The organism is Pseudoalteromonas sp. 78C3 (genome assembly GCF_002836695.1).
Lineage (GTDB): Bacteria > Pseudomonadota > Gammaproteobacteria > Enterobacterales > Alteromonadaceae > Pseudoalteromonas > Pseudoalteromonas arctica.
The window spans coordinates 1-17,744 of sequence record NZ_PJAV01000166.1 but is presented as its reverse complement, the minus strand read 5'-3'; the positions used below and the strand labels follow the sequence as shown (position 1 = coordinate 17,744).

18 protein-coding genes are annotated in these 17,744 nt (G+C 40.3%); 15 read left to right on the top strand and 3 right to left on the bottom strand.

The window, feature by feature from the left end; genetic code table 11:
* The first annotated feature begins 17 nt into the window (after positions 1–17).
* From leuS to lipA, 13 genes are all read left to right on the top strand, one after another.
* Positions 18–2,606, top strand: a complete 2,589-nt coding sequence (leuS, locus tag CXF76_RS15450) for a leucine--tRNA ligase (RefSeq protein WP_101164090.1) — start codon at positions 18–20, stop codon at positions 2,604–2,606.
* A gap of 1 nt (position 2,607) precedes the next feature.
* Complete coding sequence (locus tag CXF76_RS15445; RefSeq protein ID WP_101164089.1) at positions 2,608–3,099, top strand: LPS-assembly lipoprotein LptE; 492 nt, start codon at positions 2,608–2,610, stop codon at positions 3,097–3,099.
* A complete protein-coding gene (holA, locus tag CXF76_RS15440) occupies positions 3,099–4,136 on the top strand; it encodes a DNA polymerase III subunit delta (RefSeq protein ID WP_010554702.1) in 1,038 nt (345 codons plus the stop codon). The genes CXF76_RS15445 and holA overlap by 1 nt, the downstream gene beginning before the upstream one ends.
* 21 nt (positions 4,137–4,157) lie before the next feature.
* Positions 4,158–4,793, top strand: a complete 636-nt coding sequence (gene nadD / locus CXF76_RS15435; protein ID WP_101164088.1) for a nicotinate-nucleotide adenylyltransferase — start codon at positions 4,158–4,160, stop codon at positions 4,791–4,793.
* 55 nt (positions 4,794–4,848) lie between these two features.
* Positions 4,849–5,166: a ribosome silencing factor gene (rsfS, locus tag CXF76_RS15430; protein ID WP_007585564.1), complete on the top strand. Its 318-nt coding sequence runs from the start codon at positions 4,849–4,851 to the stop codon at positions 5,164–5,166.
* Between the two features lie 37 nt (positions 5,167–5,203).
* Complete coding sequence (gene rlmH / locus CXF76_RS15425; protein ID WP_007585562.1) at positions 5,204–5,674, top strand: 23S rRNA (pseudouridine(1915)-N(3))-methyltransferase RlmH; 471 nt, start codon at positions 5,204–5,206, stop codon at positions 5,672–5,674.
* A 9-nt stretch (positions 5,675–5,683) separates the two neighbouring features.
* On the top strand, positions 5,684–7,552 hold the full coding sequence (gene mrdA, locus CXF76_RS15420) for a penicillin-binding protein 2 (RefSeq protein ID WP_024591126.1): 1,869 nt from the start codon (positions 5,684–5,686) through the stop codon (positions 7,550–7,552).
* Positions 7,549–8,655: a rod shape-determining protein RodA gene (gene rodA, locus CXF76_RS15415; RefSeq protein WP_007585558.1), complete on the top strand. Its 1,107-nt coding sequence runs from the start codon at positions 7,549–7,551 to the stop codon at positions 8,653–8,655. Before mrdA ends, rodA begins: the two co-directional genes overlap by 4 nt.
* On the top strand, positions 8,655–9,419 hold the full coding sequence (locus CXF76_RS15410) for a septal ring lytic transglycosylase RlpA family protein (RefSeq protein ID WP_101164087.1): 765 nt from the start codon (positions 8,655–8,657) through the stop codon (positions 9,417–9,419). Before rodA ends, CXF76_RS15410 begins: the two co-directional genes overlap by 1 nt.
* A gap of 53 nt (positions 9,420–9,472) precedes the next feature.
* Positions 9,473–10,636, top strand: coding sequence for a serine hydrolase (locus CXF76_RS15405; protein ID WP_010554697.1), 1,164 nt, complete (start codon positions 9,473–9,475; stop codon positions 10,634–10,636).
* 175 nt (positions 10,637–10,811) lie between these two features.
* Positions 10,812–11,090 carry a DUF493 family protein YbeD gene (gene ybeD, locus CXF76_RS15400; protein ID WP_002958517.1) on the top strand — a complete coding sequence of 93 codons (279 nt, stop codon included), beginning with the start codon at positions 10,812–10,814 and terminating at the stop codon, positions 11,088–11,090.
* A gap of 19 nt (positions 11,091–11,109) precedes the next feature.
* A complete protein-coding gene (gene lipB / locus CXF76_RS15395) occupies positions 11,110–11,763 on the top strand; it encodes a lipoyl(octanoyl) transferase LipB (RefSeq protein WP_010554695.1) in 654 nt (217 codons plus the stop codon).
* On the top strand, positions 11,760–12,725 hold the full coding sequence (lipA, locus tag CXF76_RS15390) for a lipoyl synthase (protein ID WP_002958515.1): 966 nt from the start codon (positions 11,760–11,762) through the stop codon (positions 12,723–12,725). The genes lipB and lipA overlap by 4 nt, the downstream gene beginning before the upstream one ends.
* Positions 12,726–12,805: 80 nt before the next feature.
* On the opposite strand, the gene CXF76_RS15385 is transcribed toward lipA, so the two are convergent.
* Positions 12,806–14,092, bottom strand: a complete 1,287-nt coding sequence (locus CXF76_RS15385; protein WP_024591127.1) for a VCBS domain-containing protein — start codon at positions 14,090–14,092, stop codon at positions 12,806–12,808.
* A 256-nt stretch (positions 14,093–14,348) separates the two neighbouring features.
* On the opposite strand from CXF76_RS15385, the gene CXF76_RS15380 reads away from it, so the two are divergent.
* Positions 14,349–14,588, top strand: coding sequence for an RNA recognition motif domain-containing protein (locus CXF76_RS15380; protein WP_007585551.1), 240 nt, complete (start codon positions 14,349–14,351; stop codon positions 14,586–14,588).
* A gap of 106 nt (positions 14,589–14,694) precedes the next feature.
* Here the strand turns inward: CXF76_RS15380 and CXF76_RS20720 are convergent, their stop codons facing one another.
* Positions 14,695–14,844: a hypothetical protein gene (locus CXF76_RS20720; protein ID WP_007585545.1), complete on the bottom strand. Its 150-nt coding sequence runs from the start codon at positions 14,842–14,844 to the stop codon at positions 14,695–14,697.
* Positions 14,845–14,986: 142 nt separating this feature from the next.
* Here CXF76_RS20720 and CXF76_RS15375 point away from each other — a divergent pair, with 142 nt between their 5' ends.
* The gene (locus CXF76_RS15375) at positions 14,987–16,606 is read left to right on the top strand and encodes a M28 family metallopeptidase (RefSeq protein ID WP_101164086.1); all 1,620 of its coding nucleotides are present in this window, start codon (positions 14,987–14,989) and stop codon (positions 16,604–16,606) included.
* 35 nt (positions 16,607–16,641) lie between these two features.
* Here CXF76_RS15375 and CXF76_RS15370 read toward each other — a convergent pair whose 3' ends face one another.
* Positions 16,642–17,589: a PDC sensor domain-containing protein gene (locus CXF76_RS15370; RefSeq protein WP_024591129.1), complete on the bottom strand. Its 948-nt coding sequence runs from the start codon at positions 17,587–17,589 to the stop codon at positions 16,642–16,644.
* Between the last annotated feature and the right edge of the window lie 155 nt (positions 17,590–17,744).

Below are 17,744 nucleotides of genomic sequence, written 5' to 3'. Positions count from 1 at the left end.
GAAGTCTGGAACCATAGATGCAAGAGCAATATAACCCGCAAGATATAGAGTCAAAAGTACAAAGCTACTGGGAAGAAAACCAGGTATTTAAAGTCACTGAAGATGAGAGCAAAGAAAAGTATTACTGCCTTTCTATGTTCCCTTATCCGAGTGGTCGACTGCATATGGGTCATGTGCGTAACTACACCATTGGTGATGTTGTTTCTCGTTTCCAGCGCCTGCAAGGCAAAAACGTAATGCAACCTATGGGTTGGGATGCGTTTGGTTTACCTGCAGAAAACGCTGCTATTAAAAACAAAACAGCACCAGCTAAGTGGACATACGAAAATATTGATTACATGCGTACCCAACTTAAGCAATTAGGTTTTGGTTATGACTGGGATCGCGAAATTGCGACATGTCATCCAGAATACTACAAGTGGGAGCAGTGGTTTTTCACTAAGCTTTACGAAAAAGGCCTAGTGTATAAAAAAATGTCGACAGTTAACTGGGATCCAGTGGATCAAACTGTACTCGCTAACGAGCAAGTTATTGACGGTCGTGGTTGGCGTTCAGGCGCTGTGGTTGAGCAAAAAGAAATTCCACAGTGGTTTATTAAAATTACCGACTACGCACAAGAGCTACTTGACGATTTAGACAAGTTAGAAGATTGGCCAGAGCAAGTTAAAACAATGCAGCGCAACTGGATTGGCCGCTCTGAAGGGTGTGATATTGAATTTAAACGCACCGATAACGACGAAACATTTAGCGTATACACAACTCGTCCAGATACCTTTATGGGTGTTACGTATGTTGCTGTTGCTGGTGGTCACCATATTGCGCAAGAAGCCGCTAAAAATAGCGATGCTATTGCAATGTTTGTTGAAGAATGCAAAAACACCAAAGTTGCCGAAGCAGACATGGCAACAATGGAGAAAAAAGGCATAGCAACAGGCTTTTACGCCACTCACCCATTAACGGGCGAGCAAGTACCAATTTGGGTTGCTAACTTTGTATTAATGCATTATGGCTCAGGCGCTGTAATGGCAGTACCTGCACACGATCAACGCGACTTTGAGTTTGCAACAGCGTACGGCCTAGATATAAAACAAGTCATTGCGCCTGCTGAAGGTTCAGATCTTGAAGTAAACCTAAAAGAATCAGCATTTACCGATAAAGGCGTACTTGTAAATTCGGGTGAATTTAACGGCCTTGATTTTGAAGCTGGTTTTAAAGCGATTGCCGATAAATTAGAAGCACTCGGTGTTGGTGAGCGTAAAGTAAACTTCCGCCTGCGTGACTGGGGTGTGAGCCGTCAGCGCTATTGGGGTTCTCCAATTCCAATGCTTAGCGATGAAGATGGTAAAGAACTTGCTGCAACAGAAGATATGCTACCAGTTCGCTTACCAGAAGATGTGGTAATGAACGGTGTAACTTCACCACTTAAAGCAGACCCAGAGTGGGCTAAAACAACAGTAAATGGCGCACCTGCGTTTCACGAAACTGATACGTTTGACACCTTTATGGAATCGTCTTGGTATTACGCACGCTACTGTAGCCCACGCTACGACGAAGGCATGCTAGATCCAGCGGCTGCTAACTACTGGTTACCAGTAAACCAATACATTGGTGGTATTGAGCATGCAATTTTACATTTATTGTACTCACGCTTTTTCCATAAATTATTACGTGACTTTGGTTTAGTTAATTCAGACGAGCCGTTTGACCGCTTACTTTGTCAAGGTATGGTACTTGCTGAAACATTTTATCGTAAAGATGAAAAAGGCGGCGACATTTGGATTTCGCCAACTGATGTTAATACCGAAACCGACGAAAAAGGCCGCGTTACTAAAGCATGGCACAAGGAAGACGGCGAGCCGGTATTCTCATCAGGCATGAGCAAAATGTCTAAGTCTAAAAACAATGGTATAGACCCACAACATGTAATTGCCCAGTATGGTGCAGATACAGTGCGTTTATTCATGATGTTTACAGCACCACCAGAGCAAACGCTTGAATGGTCAGACTCAGGCGTTGAAGGCGCGCATCGTTTCTTAAAACGTGTATGGAAGTACGCGGTAGACGTTAAAACAGTAGGTTACCAAGCACTTGATAAATCAGCGCTAACTAATCCGCAAAAAGTACTACGTCGAGACTTACACAAAGCAATTGCTAAAGTGACTGATGATGTTGAACGTCGTCAAACCTTTAACACCGCTATTGCAGCTATTATGGAGCTTTCTAATAAGTTATTAAAAGCACCACTGAGCGACAAACAAGATGTAGCGATTGCTAACGAAGCACTTGAAGCATTAGTTATTATGCTTGCACCTATTACTCCGCATTTATCGCATGAGCTTTGGAAAGAGCTTGGTAAAAAAGGCGAAATTTTAGATGCTGCATGGCCAAAAGTTGACGAGTCTGCACTTGTTGAAGATGAAAAACTAATCATCGTACAAGTAAACGGCAAGCTTCGCGCTAAGTTAACAGTGGCAGCTGGTGCAACTCAAGAGCAAGTAGAAGCCCTTGCGTTTGCAGAATCTAACGTAACTAAATTTACTGATGGCTCAACCATTCGTAAAATCATTTACGTACCAGGCAAACTACTTAACGTGGTAGCTAACTAATATGGCTGCATTTAACGCCATTAAAAATGGACTAGCCTTAGTGCTAGTCTGTTTTTTGTTATCAAGCTGTGGCTTTCATTTAAAAAAAGCCTCTAGCCTGCCTGATAGCTTAAAACAGCTAACACTTGTAGGCGATGACGAAAAGTCGACTTTATTCACTGAGCTTAAAAAAGAACTTAAAGCGAGTAACGTAGAGTTAGTATCGTCAGCTAAAGATAAAGCCCAATTGTATTTACGCAAAGAAAGCATTGAACGCCAAACACTTTCGCTGTTTCAAAACGGCCAAGTTGCTGAATATGAGCTCGCTTATGGCGTATCGTATGTGGTTAAACGCCCAGGTGAAAAAGCGATAGAAAAACGTTTTGAGCTTTACCGTAATTACCAAGACGATCCGGATCATGCATTAGCAAAAGCAAAAGAGCTTGAGCTACTTATTAGCGAAATTCGTGAGCAAGCCAGTCGTCGTATTGTTAGAGAGCTGTCGCAACTATAATGCGCTGCTACGCTAATCAACTACCGAGTGAATTAAATAAAGGGCTAAAGCCCTTTTATTTAGTATTTGGAGAAGAGCCTTTTCAAGAAGCGCAGTGCGTACAACAAATTCGCGACAGTGCTAAGCAACAAGGTTTTGATGAAGTAATTAAGTTTACTTTAATGCAAGGATTCGATTGGCAAGAAATTATAGCCCAGTACCAAAGTATGTCGCTGTTTAGCGCCCGCACTATTATTGAGCTTGATTTAAACCAACAAAAGCCAGGCGTTATTGGCAGCAACACCTTTAAAAAAGTAGTTGAGCTGGTTAATCCCGATACTATTTTAATTGTTAAAGGCGCTAAAGCCAGCCAAGAAGTACAACGTGGAGCATGGTTTAAAGCTCTTGATAAGCAAGGTGTATTTGTACCTTGCTACCCGCTTACGGGCTCTCATGTAAAACGATGGCTTGATGAGCAATGCCAACGTTTATCACTTAATATGCAAAGCGACGCCAAAGTAAGCTTAATAAATGCCACCGAAGGCAACTTGTTAGCCTGTTTTCAGGAACTTGAGAAGCTCTCGCTACTGCACGGCAATGCATTAATTACTCAGCAATTAGTAATGCAAGGTCTGTTAAACCAAGCCAAGTTTGATATTTTTGATTTAAGCGATGCGCTATTAAATGGTCACGCCAAACAAGCTATAAAAGTATTAAACAAACTTGCCAGTGATAACACCGAAGTCGTGAGCATATTGTGGGCTATAACCAAAGAGCTTAATACACTTATAAGTGTGCAACTTGGTTTATTAAATGGCGAACCTATCGCTAATTTATTTAAACAAAAAGCAATTTGGAAAAACCAACAAGGTCCAGTTCAAAATGCTATTAACCGTTTAAACATGCACACACTAGAACAAATAAACAGTGATGTTGCGTTGTTTGATGCCAGTTACAAGCAAGGTAATTTAATTGCACCTTACCAAGCGCTTGCTCATATTTGTATTAAATTTTGCCAGCCGCTCAACATTCCTATGCCGTGCCACGCGGTTAATTAATAAATAGCTAATGGGTGTTAAATGATCGCAATTTTTGGTGGCACTTTCGACCCAGTCCATTTAGGCCATCTAAATATGGCGCAGCAATGCGTAAATGCGTTTAATTTAGATACGCTTTATTTTATGCCCTGTGCATTACCTGCACATAAAGCAGCTCCGGGTATTAGTACGAAGCACCGAATTAATATGCTCAACGCAGCTATTGCTCATTATCCTCATTTTGAACTCGATTTAAGAGAACTCAATCGAACCGGTCCATCGTATTCGTTGCTGAGTTTACAAGAACTTCGTAAAGAGCACCCCACTACACCTATTTTATTTTTAATTGGTATGGACTCATTTAACAACCTAGATAAGTGGTTTGAGTGGAAGGCAATAACGCAGCTTTGCCATATTGTGGTGTACCAGCGCCCTGCTCAACATTGCACTGTAACAGGTGAGCTCAAAAGCTATATGCAACGCGCAAATGCCGGCGAAGTAGCGGCACTTAAACACTCACTTGCAGGTAAACTTTATTTTTTACCGGGCGAAATGCTCGATGCGGCCTCAAGCACCATTCGCGAACAACTGAAAAAAAGTAATAAAAAGAATGAACTATTGCCCGATGCAGTGAGTCATTACATAGAAGTGCATCAGCTCTATCAAATTGATGCTTAAAAACTCCTAGCGTGTTAAAATGCGCGCCATTAAATTTTTAAATTGAGACAAAACCTTGGATTCAAAACAACTACTCGCCTTTGCTATGGACAAAATTGACGATATGAAAGCGCGTGACATCGTTCATATTGACGTTACTGGAACATCAGATATCACAGATTACATGGTAATTTGTTCTGGTACTTCTAAACGCCACGTACAGTCAATTGCCGATCACTTAGCAAAAGAAGCGCGTCATGCAGATTCAGAGCCATTAGGTTATGAAGGTGAAGGCGACGGCGAATGGGCACTGGTTGATTTAGGTGATGTGGTTGTACACGTGATGCAAAACGAAGCACGTAGCTATTACGATCTAGAAAAACTGTGGGGCTAAACGCTCACTCATTTTAGACAATGCTTGGAAGTAATACGTGAAAATACAAATGATTGCTGTTGGTACTAAAATGCCAGCATGGGTAGAAACGGGATTTGCAGAGTATCAGCGCCGCTTCCCTAAAGATATGGCCCTAGAGTTAATTGAAATTCAAGCCGGAAAACGTGGTAAAAATGCAGATATAAAACGTATTTTACACATTGAAGGTGAAAAAACATTAGCGGCTATTCCAAAAGGCAATCGTATTGTAACGTTAGAGGTAACAGGGAAAGCGCTGGATACTCACCAACTTGCTAAAAATATGGAAAAATGGCAACTCGATGGCCGCGATGTAAGTTTACTTATTGGCGGACCTGAAGGACTTGCTCCAGAGTGCATTGCAGCTTCTGAGCAAAAATGGTCGTTATCTAATTTAACATTGCCGCACCCTTTGGTGCGTATAATTGTTGCAGAGAGCCTTTATCGAGGCTGGAGCTTAAATAACAACCATCCTTATCATCGCGAGTAACCCCTTGCCATGCTAAAACATAGACCCACTATTCGTGACCACTCCGCAGAAGCAAACTTATTTGCTAGGCGAGCATTCGTGGGTTTTGTTTTTGTATTAGGATTAGTCGCTGTACTACTTTCTAATCTTTATACTATTCAGGTAGAAGATCACCAAGACTACCAAACCCGCTCCAACGATAACCGCATTAAAGTTATTCCTATTGCACCCAACCGTGGTTTAATTTACGACCGTAACGGTGTGCTACTTGCTGAAAACAAACCTGTTTACAACCTTGAAGTCATCCCCGAAGAAGTAGACGACCTTGACGAATCGCTTGATAAAATAAGTAAAATAATTGCGATTACAGAGCAAGACAAACAAGACTTTTTAAAAGATATAAAACACACCCGTCGTTTTAAATCGCAAGTACTAAAAGCCCGCTTAGACGAAACAGAAGTGGCGAAATTTTCGGTTAATCAGCATAAATTTCCTGGTTTTAGTATTGAGGCACGTCTGGCTCGCTACTACCCATTTGGCGACACGCTAACGCATGCGCTTGGATATGTTGCCAAGCTTAATAGAAAAGAGCTAAACCAATTAGAACAAGAAGATCGTGCAACCAATTACCGTGCTACATATGATATTGGCAAGCTCGGATTAGAAAAATACTATGAAGAGACATTGCACGGTAAAGTGGGCTCACAACGGGTAGAAGTTAATAACCGTGGCCGTGTAATTCGCACTCTAAGCATGACCCAGCCACAACCTGGTAGCGATTTAGTACTTACCTTAGACATTGGCTTGCAACAAATTGCACAGCATGGGCTTAAAGATATGCGTGGCGCTGTTGTAGTTATGGATGCAAAAGATGGTGGCGTGCTGGCACTTTATTCAAACCCAAGTTATGACCCAAATTTATTTGTACACGGCATTAGCAGCAAAAATTATAAAGCGTTACTTAACCAAGACCGTCCGCTAATAAACCGCACTACGCAAGGTCGTTATGCGCCTGCCTCTACGGTAAAGCCCTTAATGGCTGTATTAGCGCTTGAAGAAAATATAGTAAATGAATCAACATCAATGTGGGATCCTGGTTTTTTTCAAATTCCAAATGTTGAACACAAATGGCGAGATTGGAAACGTTGGGGCCATGGTCATGTGGATGTATACAAGGCGATTGAAGAGTCGTGCGATACCTATTTTTACGATGCGGCTTATCGATTAGGCATTACTAAAATCAGTGATTTTATGGCCCGTTTTGGCTACGGCGATTTGTCAGGTATTGATATTCATGAAGAAACTACTGCTATTCTACCTTCAAAAGAATGGAAAGAAGGACGCTTTAAAGAGTCTTGGTGGCGTGGTGATACTATTTCGGTAGGTATTGGTCAAGGTTACTGGACTGCTACACCAATTCAAATTGCAAATGCGACTAACATATTAGTTAATCGTGGTATTAATCATCCACCTCATTTGGTGCAAGTAATAAAAAAAGATAGCGACATAACGCAAATTAACAACGAAGAAAAACCCCCTGTTATTTTAAAAGATCCACGCCATTGGCAAGTATCGTTAGATGCAATGCATAATACAGTTCAAAAAATATCAGGCACAGCGCACAAAGCATTTAAAGGCACTAACTACGACTCGGCTGGTAAAACGGGTACTGCACAGGTAGTTAGTATTGCCCAAGGTGAACGCTACGATGCAGAATCGCTTAAAGAGCGCCAGCGTGACAACACAATTTACGTAGGGTTTGCACCTTACAACGATCCTAAAATTGTGGTTTCTGTTGTATTAGAAAACAACCACGGTGGTATTCAAATTGCTCGCCAACTTATGGATTACTACTTTGCAGCCAATCCAGTTAATCTTGCAAGGAACGATACACCATGACCGCTTTGCACGATAAACGCTCTATTTGGATGCGTATGCATCTAGACCTACCACTGCTTATTGCATTACTCATAATGATGGCTGGTAGCATAATGGTTGTTTACAGCGCAAGCGGCCAAGACTCTTCAATGATGATTAGGCACATGACTCGTATGGGCGGTGCGGTTGTTGCTATGGTTGTTTTGGCCCAGTTTTCGCCTGCCACATTAAAGCGTTTAGTGATCCCACTTTATTGCGTTGGTTTATTAATGCTAGTGGGTGTACTTTTATTTGGCGTAAGCTCAAAAGGCGCACAGCGATGGCTCGATTTAGGGGTGACACGGTTTCAACCTGCAGAATTAATGAAGCTGGCAGTCCCCATGATGGTAGCTTGGTATATAGGGCGAAATCACTTACCTCCTCGGCCAATGCACTTAATTATTGGCTTTATGATTGTAATGCTCCCTACATTATTAATTAAAGAACAACCCGATTTAGGTACCGCTATACTTATTGCAAGTTCAGGTATATTTGTTTTGTTTTTGTCTGGATTAAGTTGGCGTTTAATCGGCTTTTTAAGCTCTATTGTAGCGCTTGCCGCATGGCCATTTTGGCACTACGGTATGCACGATTATCAAAAGCAGCGTGTACTCACCTTTTTAGACCCTGAGAGCGATCCGCTCGGTTCGGGTTATCATATTATTCAATCTAAAATTGCTATTGGCTCAGGCGGTATAGAAGGTAAAGGCTGGCTGCTTGGTACGCAATCGCAATTAGAATTTTTGCCAGAGCGCCACACCGACTTTATATTTTCGGTTTTAAGCGAAGAATTTGGTTTATTTGGCGTATGTGTTTTACTTAGTCTCTATTTATTTATTATTGGCCGTGGTTTATACATTGCTGTTAATGCACAAGATGCATTTGGTAAATTGCTCGCAGGCGCACTCACCCTCACCTTTTTTGTGTACGTATTTGTAAACATAGGCATGGTATCGGGTTTATTACCTGTTGTAGGCGTACCTTTACCACTGATTAGTTATGGTGGCACATCGATGGTAACGTTAATGGCAGGATTTGGCATTATTATGTCAATCGCGACAGATAAAAGGATGCTTTTAAAATAATGCGACACACTAATCAGCTTATATTTACTACATTATTAATTTTACTTTTAAGTGCTTGTAGCAGTGGCTCTGGTAGTCGCTATAGCATGCGCCACGATGCAGCACCACTTAGAGCCCCGACTACACTTGAGATGCAAGACGCTATAGTTACCGAAGTAACTAAAAGTGCCAGCGCTAGTCGCCCATATACAGTGCTTGGTAAAAGTTATTCGCCCATGCTTGATGAGACAGGCTTTAGTGATGAAGGCATTGCCTCTTGGTATGGTCGTAAATTTCATGGTTATCACACCTCAAATGGTGAAACGTACGATATGTTTGCCATGACCGCAGCGCATAAAACGCTGCCGCTACCTAGCTTTGTTAAAGTAACCAATACAGCAAATGGTAAATCGGTAATCGTTCGCGTGAACGACCGGGGCCCGTTTCATGACGATAGAGTGATTGACCTTTCGTACGCAGCCGCTTATAAGCTTGGCTACTACACTCATGGTACAGCAAAGGTTAAGCTAGAGGCCGTTACTCTTGCCGGCGCAACTGCGCGTCAAACCTATATTCAAGTAGCTGCAGGTAGTACACTTGCCAATATTGAAGCACTTGCCAGTACATTGCGAGATCAATACAAATTACCAACAAATATCGTTCAAAAAGACGACATTTACAGACTGCATTTAGGGCCAATAAAAGACACCCCTCATGCAGACGAAGTATTAAAAAAATTAAAACAAAATCAATTTCAAAACGCGTTCTTGCTTTACACTCAGTAAGACCTTTAGAATGGCGTAACGCGAATCTTTAACTTTAACCATTAATGAGTATGATGAAATCTATTAAACATAAAATCCTCAAAGGTGTATGCGGCCTAGTTTGTACAGCCGCCGTATTTTCAGCCAGCGCCCAAATTATTCCGGCACCACCTCAAGTTAATGCAAAAGGTTATTTTTTAGTCGACTTTACAACAGGTAAAGTTATTGCTGAAGGTGAAGCCGATACACAGCTAGCACCTGCAAGTTTAACTAAAATGATGACCAGTTATGTAATTGGTACTGAAATTAAAGCAGGTAATATTGCCACTACCGATATGGTAACGGTAAGCGAAAAAGCATGGGCTAAAAACTTTCCAGAATCTTCAAAGATGTTTATTGAAGTAGGTAAACAAATTAGCGTTGATCAGCTTAACCACGGTATTATTATCCAATCAGGCAATGATGCATGTGTTGCAATGGCTGAGCATATTGCTGGAAGCGAAAGCGCATTTGCTGATTTAATGAATGCCCATGCTGCTAAATTAGGTATGAGCAACAGCCACTTTATCAACAGCCACGGCCTTGATACTGACGAGCACTTCACAACGCCTCGCGATATGGCGACACTTGGTGCTGCACTTATTCGTGATGTGCCAGATGAATATGCACTTTATAAGCAAAAATCGTTTACTTATAACGGCATTAAGCAATATAACCGTAACTCATTATTGTGGGACGAAAGCTTAGATGTTGACGGTATTAAAACTGGTCATACATCAGAAGCTGGCTACAGCCTAGTTACCTCAGCAACTAAAAACGATATGCGTTTAATTGCTGTTGTTATGGGTACTACCAGCGAACGAGCTCGTAAAGTAGAAAGTAAAAAACTACTTAACTATGGTTTTCGTTTTTATGAAACAATTACTCCGTACAAAGCAGGCGATAGCTTTGCAGAACAACGTATTTGGATGGGTAACAAAGAAAATGTATCTTTAGGTATTTTAGAAGATACACCGATTACTATCCCACGTGGTCAGCATAAAAACCTTAAAGCTAACTTTGAGCTAGATAACACACTTGAAGCACCACTTGCTAAAGGTACTAAAGTAGGTACGTTATTCTTACAACTAGAGGGCGAAGATATTGCTCAATACCCACTAGTAACACTTGAAGAAGTGGAAGAAGGCAGCTTCTTTAGCAAAATTTATGATTACTTACGTTTACAGATCATGCAGTAATTTATAGCTCCCCTATTAACTAGGGTAACTAATTTAAACGTCTCCACTGTGAGGCGTTTTTTTTTGCTTGAAAAATGTTAGAATGTGCCCCATATAAGCAAGACTGCTAATTGCCTATCTGTATTAAGCTTCGAGCTTGCATAGAGTCCACACTTTTGTATGAGGAGTCACCGTCGTGGTTCAACCTGTTAAAGATACTAAATTTGATGAGTACCTAGAGTACCCTTGCCCATTTACATTCAGAATAATGGGTTTAGCTAATGTAAACTTAACTGATCAAATTTTAGCTAAGTTACAACCAATAGCACCTGGCGATTACGCCCCTAAAGTAAAACCAAGCAGCAAAGGTAATTACGAGTCAGTAAGCCTTGTAGCAACGGTTACTAGTGGCAAACACATTGAAGAAATTTACAACGTGATCAGCAATATTGATGACGTACGCCACATGCTTTAAGCCATAGTTGAGATTTGTTGTGAACGAAAACACTTTGATCGTACGCCAACTGGGTCGTCAGCGTTATATGCCAATTTGGCAAAAAATGCAGGACTTTACCGACACCCGTGATGAAAATACGCCAGATGAAATTTGGCTTGTAGAGCACGAGAGTGTATTCACCCAAGGTCAGGCTGGTAAGGACGAACACTTACTAGCTCCTGGCGACATTGAGGTGATTAAAGTTGACCGTGGCGGACAAGTAACTTATCACGGCCCTGGCCAGCAAATGATGTATGTATTATTTAATCTACGTCGTTTAAAGATTGGTGTACGTGAACTGGTTACATGGCTTGAAGAGTGCATTATTGAATCACTCGCCGAGTATGGTATTGAAGCTTATGCTAAAGCTGATGCACCCGGTGTTTACGTTAACGACAGCAAAATTGCATCCCTTGGGTTAAGGGTTCGTCGTGGTTGCTCGTTTCATGGCTTAGCATTAAATGTTAACATGGACCTAAGTCCATTTTTACGCATTAACCCATGTGGTTATGCGGGCATGAATATGGTGCAAACTAAAGAATTAGATGGTCCTCAAAACCTAGAAAGTGCAGGTGAAGGATTGGTGAAACACATGATCAAGAAGCTTAATGCAACACAGGTTAAGCATACTGAAGGGTTTGAAAACGAATGAATAAACCAGTCAAAATGGAACCAGGTGTAAAACTACGCGACGCAGAAAAAATGGCGTTGATCCCAGTAAAAGTTTTACCTACAGAAAAAACTGAAATGTTGCGTAAGCCAGAATGGTTAAAAATTCGCTTACCTAAATCAACCGATCGCATTGACGGCATTAAAAAAGCGCTACGTAAGCATGGCTTACACTCGGTATGTGAAGAGGCTTCGTGCCCTAACCTATCTGAATGTTTTAACCACGGTACAGCTACCTTTATGATTTTAGGTGCTATTTGTACTCGTCGTTGCCCATTTTGTGATGTTGCTCATGGTCGCCCATTAAAACCTGATGCCACTGAACCTGAAAAGCTAGCACTTACTATTAAAGATATGAAGCTAAGCTACGTTGTAATCACTTCAGTTGACCGTGATGATTTACGTGATGGTGGTGCACAGCATTTTGCCGATTGTATTCGCGAGATTCGTAAACATAATCCAACTATTACTATCGAAATTTTAGTACCTGATTTTCGTGGTCGTATGGACCGCGCACTAGAGATATTAATCGAGACGCCACCAGATGTGTTTAACCACAATCTTGAAACTGCGCCACGTTTATACAAACTAGCTCGCCCAGGTGCTGACTACAAATGGTCATTAGAATTACTTCGCCGCTTTAAAGAAGCTCACCCAGAAGTAAAAACTAAATCAGGCTTAATGGTAGGTTTAGGTGAAGAAATTAGCGAAATTGAAGAAGTGCTTCGCGATTTACGTGCACACAACGTTGACATGCTAACTGTAGGCCAATATCTACAACCATCTAAGCATCACTTACCGGTTAAACGCTACGTGCCACCAGTAGAGTTTGACGGCTTAAAAGCGTATGCAGACGAAATTGGCTTTACTCACGCGGCTTCTGGCCCGTTTGTGCGTTCAAGCTACCATGCTGATCAACAAGCAGCGGGTAAAGAAGTGAAGTAATCACTTTTCTCAAAAAATTAAAAAAGCCGTTAATAATGCATAATTATTAACGGCTTTTTCATGCTAATTGATAAAATAGCTTACTGCGCTAACTTACCTCTTGTGATAGAAAAATCAGCAAACCTAACACGTTCTTCATCAACTCGAAGGCTGTCGGTTTCAACAATTGAGCGGTATATTCCCCACTTAGGACGAGCAAAATCATCATCATTAAAGCCGCGCCACATATCTATGTTTTGCTCGCTTATATTAAATATCTCTGCGTTGTCGCTTAAGCGCGTTAATGTCATATCAAGCTTACCACTTTCACTAAATGTAGCTTGTACGAATACCTCGACCCATTCATCTGTAATTAAAGACCAGTCGGTTTCAATTAAGTTTTTATCAAGACCCGTGCTGTTACCGTTTTCGTCAAAGCCTGCGCTATATCGAACCTGTAGTTGATTACCTGTACTATTTTTTTGCGCTCCTGAGAGAGTGATAATAGGCTGATCGTCATTACCATTGGTGTTGTCGTTACTCTCGTTACGGGCTTTTATTTGAAAAAAATGGCTAAACTTACTCGTAAGCTCAAGCTCGCTACTTACTTTAAATTTCCAGCTGTATTGAAATGTCTCACCTTCAAACGCCAGTGTTTCTTGTGGTGATTTATCGTAGGTTTTTATTTCGTTACGTTGCCTGTCACTTGCACCTTTGTCTTTATCTTGGTCATCATCTCGGTGGGCTAAAAATACAAAATGGCTACCAATTATCGTATCGGTATCTTCGATAATATGGACAACACTTTCATGATTACCAGCGTATAAGTCTGGAGATTCAATTGACCCTTCGCCGAATGCATTTTCAATAAGTGTGTATGCGTCAAGTCCCGAATCTACGCCATCTGATTGCAATAACACGTGCGAGATGCTCTCAAAGCCATCAGCTTGAGTTATTGGTGCACCAACAATTGTTATGATAATTTGTGCGCCAGTACCATCTAAAGAGTTTACTGTTATTGTGTCTTGCAGTGTTTCATCTTCACTTAAAGATGTTATTGAAGCGTTTAAATCATCAAGTGTGTATGACCAATCTCCACCAGCATTTAAGCTAAAAAAACCATAGCTTGTAGCGCTATTTTCTTGTGCTATAAAAGCAGCCTCACCGGATTGTTGATCAGTAATGGTTAATGAGCCTGTTATTGCATCATTACTATCACTAATAACTTCGCCTCGGCTATTACCACCAATTATTGCAGGAGTTTGTAAAGTAATCGCTTCATTATTTTGCACCGTAGAATCAGAGCCAGAGCTGCCACAACCAACAACTAAACAAGATAGAAGTGCGGTTGTAATTACATTACACAGTTTAAGATTATATTTAGGCATTGTTAGCTTTATAGTTAATAGTAAGTTAATAAAATATAAACTTACCAATTAACTATGCAAATAACCACAACTCAATTACCAATTAACATGACCAATTTGATGGCAATCTATTTAAAATTATAAAAGCTATGTTTTTTCAGTGTGATACAAACAATTATTCCTATAGAACGTTTATTTATATATGTTTTAAAATAAAATTAGGTTAAAGCTGAGTTACTTGAGATAATTAGTACTGACATAATTATTTAGGTTCATTATGAAACTATTAGTTCGTAACTTGTCTCGTGCTACCACTGAGCATGAGCTTCGTACTTTATTTGCAGAGCACGGTAAAGTGACTACCTGCAACTTGGTACTTGATAAAGAAACTGGCCAATCTAAAGGCTTTGCCTTTTTAGAAATGCCAAACGACATAGAAAGTAAAAGCGCCATTAAAGCACTTAACCAATCTACTGTTGATAAAAGTAAGATCCGCGTAAAGCTTGCAGACGCATAAAGCTAACTGCAACTTATACTAAAAAACCAGCTAATGCTGGTTTTTTGCTTTTAGTGCCAAGTATTGTATTTAAGCTTTATATTTAGCTAAAAAAACTAAGCGGTTATTAAGCCGCTTTTTTTATACTTATAGTGCCCAATATTATAAAAGAAGCAGACAGCACAAAAAATGTCTCCTGCTCAGCTAATATTGCAGCAGCAAAAAATGCAATGCCACTAGCTATAAATAAATACCCACTTTTTTTACATTGGCTCATTATGTGCTCCTTTAGGTTGTTCGTTATTTATACACCTTATAAAATCAATCTGCAATTGAATGAAAAGTTCTCTATAAAAATTCGACATCGCTGCGGTGCTTCCTTTATATTGAAAGCCTAATTAAATAACAATATGAAGACTATGGCATCTACTCTTTTAAAAAGCGCTAGCCTAAGCCTGCTAGTTGCACTCTTTGGCTGCTCAGAGCCCGCAAGCCAACAAACCCCATTAGAAAATACAGCAGGTGTAAGCCTTAGCAATATTAAACAGCATATTAAAACGCTAGCCTCTGATGACTTTCAAGGCCGAGGCCCGCTTACTCATGGCGAAGTGAAAACAGTAGGCTACTTAAGCGAGCAATATAAAGCGCTGGGTTTAACCGGTGCTTATAAAGGTAAATACTTACAGCCTGTAAAAATGGCAATGGTGACAGCTAATCAGGACATGCAGTTAAAGGTAGGTGATTTGAGCTTTGAATCAGGCAAAGACTTTACCGCACGTACCGAGCAACTTCAGCCATTAATTGATGTAAGAAGCTCTGACGTTGTATTTGCGGGCTACGGTATTAATGCGCCAGAATATAGCTGGAATGACTATAAAAATATTGATGTAACTGGTAAAACAGTAGTTGTGCTAGTTAACGATCCAGGCTTTGCTACTCAAAACGATGCCCTTTTTACTGGCAATGCAATGACCTACTACGGTCGCTGGACTTATAAATATGAAGAAGCCGCTCGCCAAGGTGCAAAGGCTGTATTTATTGTTCATGAAACAGCACCTGCGGCATACCCTTGGGGCGTAGTTGAAAGTTCAAACACCGGCACCAAATACACGTTAATGGATAACAATTTAAACGCGTCTAAATTACCGGTTATGGGCTGGCTAACACTTGATGCGACTGAGAAAATGTTTAACGCCGCAAAGCTTAACTATCAAGATTTAAAACAAGCAGCATTAAATGATGACTTTAAAGCGACGCCACTTAACTTAAAAGCAAACCTTGCCTTTAAAAACGAAGTATCCCATGCAAAATCGCATAACGTAGTTGCACAAATTACAGGTAGCGAATCACCTGACGAATACGTTGTTATTAGCGCCCACTGGGACCACTTTGGTACTAAACAAACCGATACTGGCCCTAAGATTTATAACGGCGCAGTAGATAACGCTTCAGGCACTGCAGCCACGCTTGAAATAGCACGCATCATGAACAAAATGAACAAGCAAAAACCATTTAAACGCTCAATTATTTTTGCTAACTTTACAGCAGAAGAAACGGGGTTAATTGGTTCTGAAGAATTTGCATCGGGTGCGGTTGTACCTACAAAACAAATGGTCGGTCTATTAAATATTGATGGCATGAACGTGCTTGATGGCACTGACTACATTTTACAATACGGTAAAGATTTATCGACAATGGAAAGCTATTTAGCAAAGGCTGCAAAATCACAAGGCCGTGTTGTTAAAATGGATCCTCGAGCGCAAAATGGCTTATTTTTTAGATCAGATCATTTCTCACTTTCTAAGCAAGGCGTCCCTAGTTTATTATTTATGAGCCTGGGCGATACCGATCCTGAGTACATTGCGCATAAGTACCATAAAGAAGCAGACGACTACTCAGCTGATTGGTCGTTAGGTGGTGTTAAGCAAGATATAGATCTTATTGTTGATATAGCCACTCAACTTGCAAACAATGGCGATTGGCCAAAGTGGACGAGCGAGTCTGACTTTAAAGCCAAACGCGCGCAAGATAAGCAATAAATAACTATTAATAGTTATGTAATATAAAAATCCTCCTACTTGGAGGATTTTTGTTTTAAACGAGCCCGCATTAATAGCGTTTCGGCCTTTGCTCCTAAATAAACATAAATAGCTAGTGCAATTAAAAGCCCCACTACTGCAAGCATCATCGCTATTGCAGGCATTAAATATTCCGATTGCCCCAGCGCCGCTTTAAACATAGTTAACAACGCCTCAATTGATATAGCAATCAACACAGTAGATATAAACCGTGTAATAGTGCGCCGCGTAGACGAGTGCCTAAAAATATCCTTATGCATAAGGATTTCTTCTTCGAGTATTGTTTTACCTAAATCGAATACTGCTAATGCCAAGGTGATGTAAATAATGATACTAAAGGGTTCAAGTGGATCTGATGAGGTATCTACATGGGTTAATAGCGCGTATATATCATTAAAAACGATATTCAGTAAAAATAATACTAAGCAAAATAAGCACGCCACAATAATACCGTAACCCGCTTTAAAGTAAGGCGACATATTAGCGCGCGCAGTATCACCCATTACAAACTCAATAAGCTGCGTTAAGCTCACATCGACAACCAAGTAATGTTGATTATTAATTGGTTTTTTTAGTTCTTTAATCGCCGATATACATAAATGGTTAGTCGCTATAGAAATGTAGGGATCAGTAAAGCACACTCTATCACTTGTTTTAGCGTTCAAAAAATAGGGTCGCTCGCTTAAGTCTTGTTGATTACCACTTTCACCTAGTTTTTTGCTATATGCCCGTTTAAAGCAGACATTATTACCCTGCTGCAAACCTTCTGCATTTAAACAATATTGTAATTCTAAAAATGGGTACTGCTTAATCAGGTAGCGGGTATCACGCTCTTTAGTTAACCCATCCTCAATACTCATCAAAATAGATTCAAGTAAGCTGTGTATTACATGCTCATATTCGTGGTAGCGCTCAACACTACTGATATAACTCATTCGCGCCATTTTAAATACTCATTAACCTAAGTTATAAATAGATTTGCAAGTTTAAAACCAATAATAAAATAACTTAACAATCAGCAACTTAATGATATTCAAACTCGAGTTTTGCACTACTTTGGTGACTAAAAAGTAATATATTAAATTAAATGCACAAAAAA

Excerpts from the sequence above, each read along its gene's own strand:
- CXF76_RS15445 (WP_101164089.1), top strand. The coding sequence starts at position 2,608 with ATGGCTGCATTTAACGCCATTAAAAATGGACTAGCCTTAGTGCTAGTC.
- CXF76_RS15385 (WP_024591127.1), bottom strand. The coding sequence starts at position 14,092 with ATGCCTAAATATAATCTTAAACTGTGTAATGTAATTACAACCGCACTT.
- lipA (WP_002958515.1), top strand. The coding sequence starts at position 11,760 with ATGAATAAACCAGTCAAAATGGAACCAGGTGTAAAACTACGCGACGCA.
- nadD (WP_101164088.1), top strand. The coding sequence starts at position 4,158 with ATGATCGCAATTTTTGGTGGCACTTTCGACCCAGTCCATTTAGGCCAT.
- CXF76_RS15410 (WP_101164087.1), top strand. The coding sequence starts at position 8,655 with ATGCGACACACTAATCAGCTTATATTTACTACATTATTAATTTTACTT.
- leuS (WP_101164090.1), top strand. The coding sequence starts at position 18 with ATGCAAGAGCAATATAACCCGCAAGATATAGAGTCAAAAGTACAAAGC.
- CXF76_RS15370 (WP_024591129.1), bottom strand. The coding sequence starts at position 17,589 with ATGGCGCGAATGAGTTATATCAGTAGTGTTGAGCGCTACCACGAATAT.
- rodA (WP_007585558.1), top strand. The coding sequence starts at position 7,549 with ATGACCGCTTTGCACGATAAACGCTCTATTTGGATGCGTATGCATCTA.
- CXF76_RS20720 (WP_007585545.1), bottom strand. The coding sequence starts at position 14,844 with ATGAGCCAATGTAAAAAAAGTGGGTATTTATTTATAGCTAGTGGCATT.
- CXF76_RS15380 (WP_007585551.1), top strand. The coding sequence starts at position 14,349 with ATGAAACTATTAGTTCGTAACTTGTCTCGTGCTACCACTGAGCATGAG.
- CXF76_RS15375 (WP_101164086.1), top strand. The coding sequence starts at position 14,987 with ATGGCATCTACTCTTTTAAAAAGCGCTAGCCTAAGCCTGCTAGTTGCA.
- mrdA (WP_024591126.1), top strand. The coding sequence starts at position 5,684 with ATGCTAAAACATAGACCCACTATTCGTGACCACTCCGCAGAAGCAAAC.
- CXF76_RS15405 (WP_010554697.1), top strand. The coding sequence starts at position 9,473 with ATGAAATCTATTAAACATAAAATCCTCAAAGGTGTATGCGGCCTAGTT.
- holA (WP_010554702.1), top strand. The coding sequence starts at position 3,099 with ATGCGCTGCTACGCTAATCAACTACCGAGTGAATTAAATAAAGGGCTA.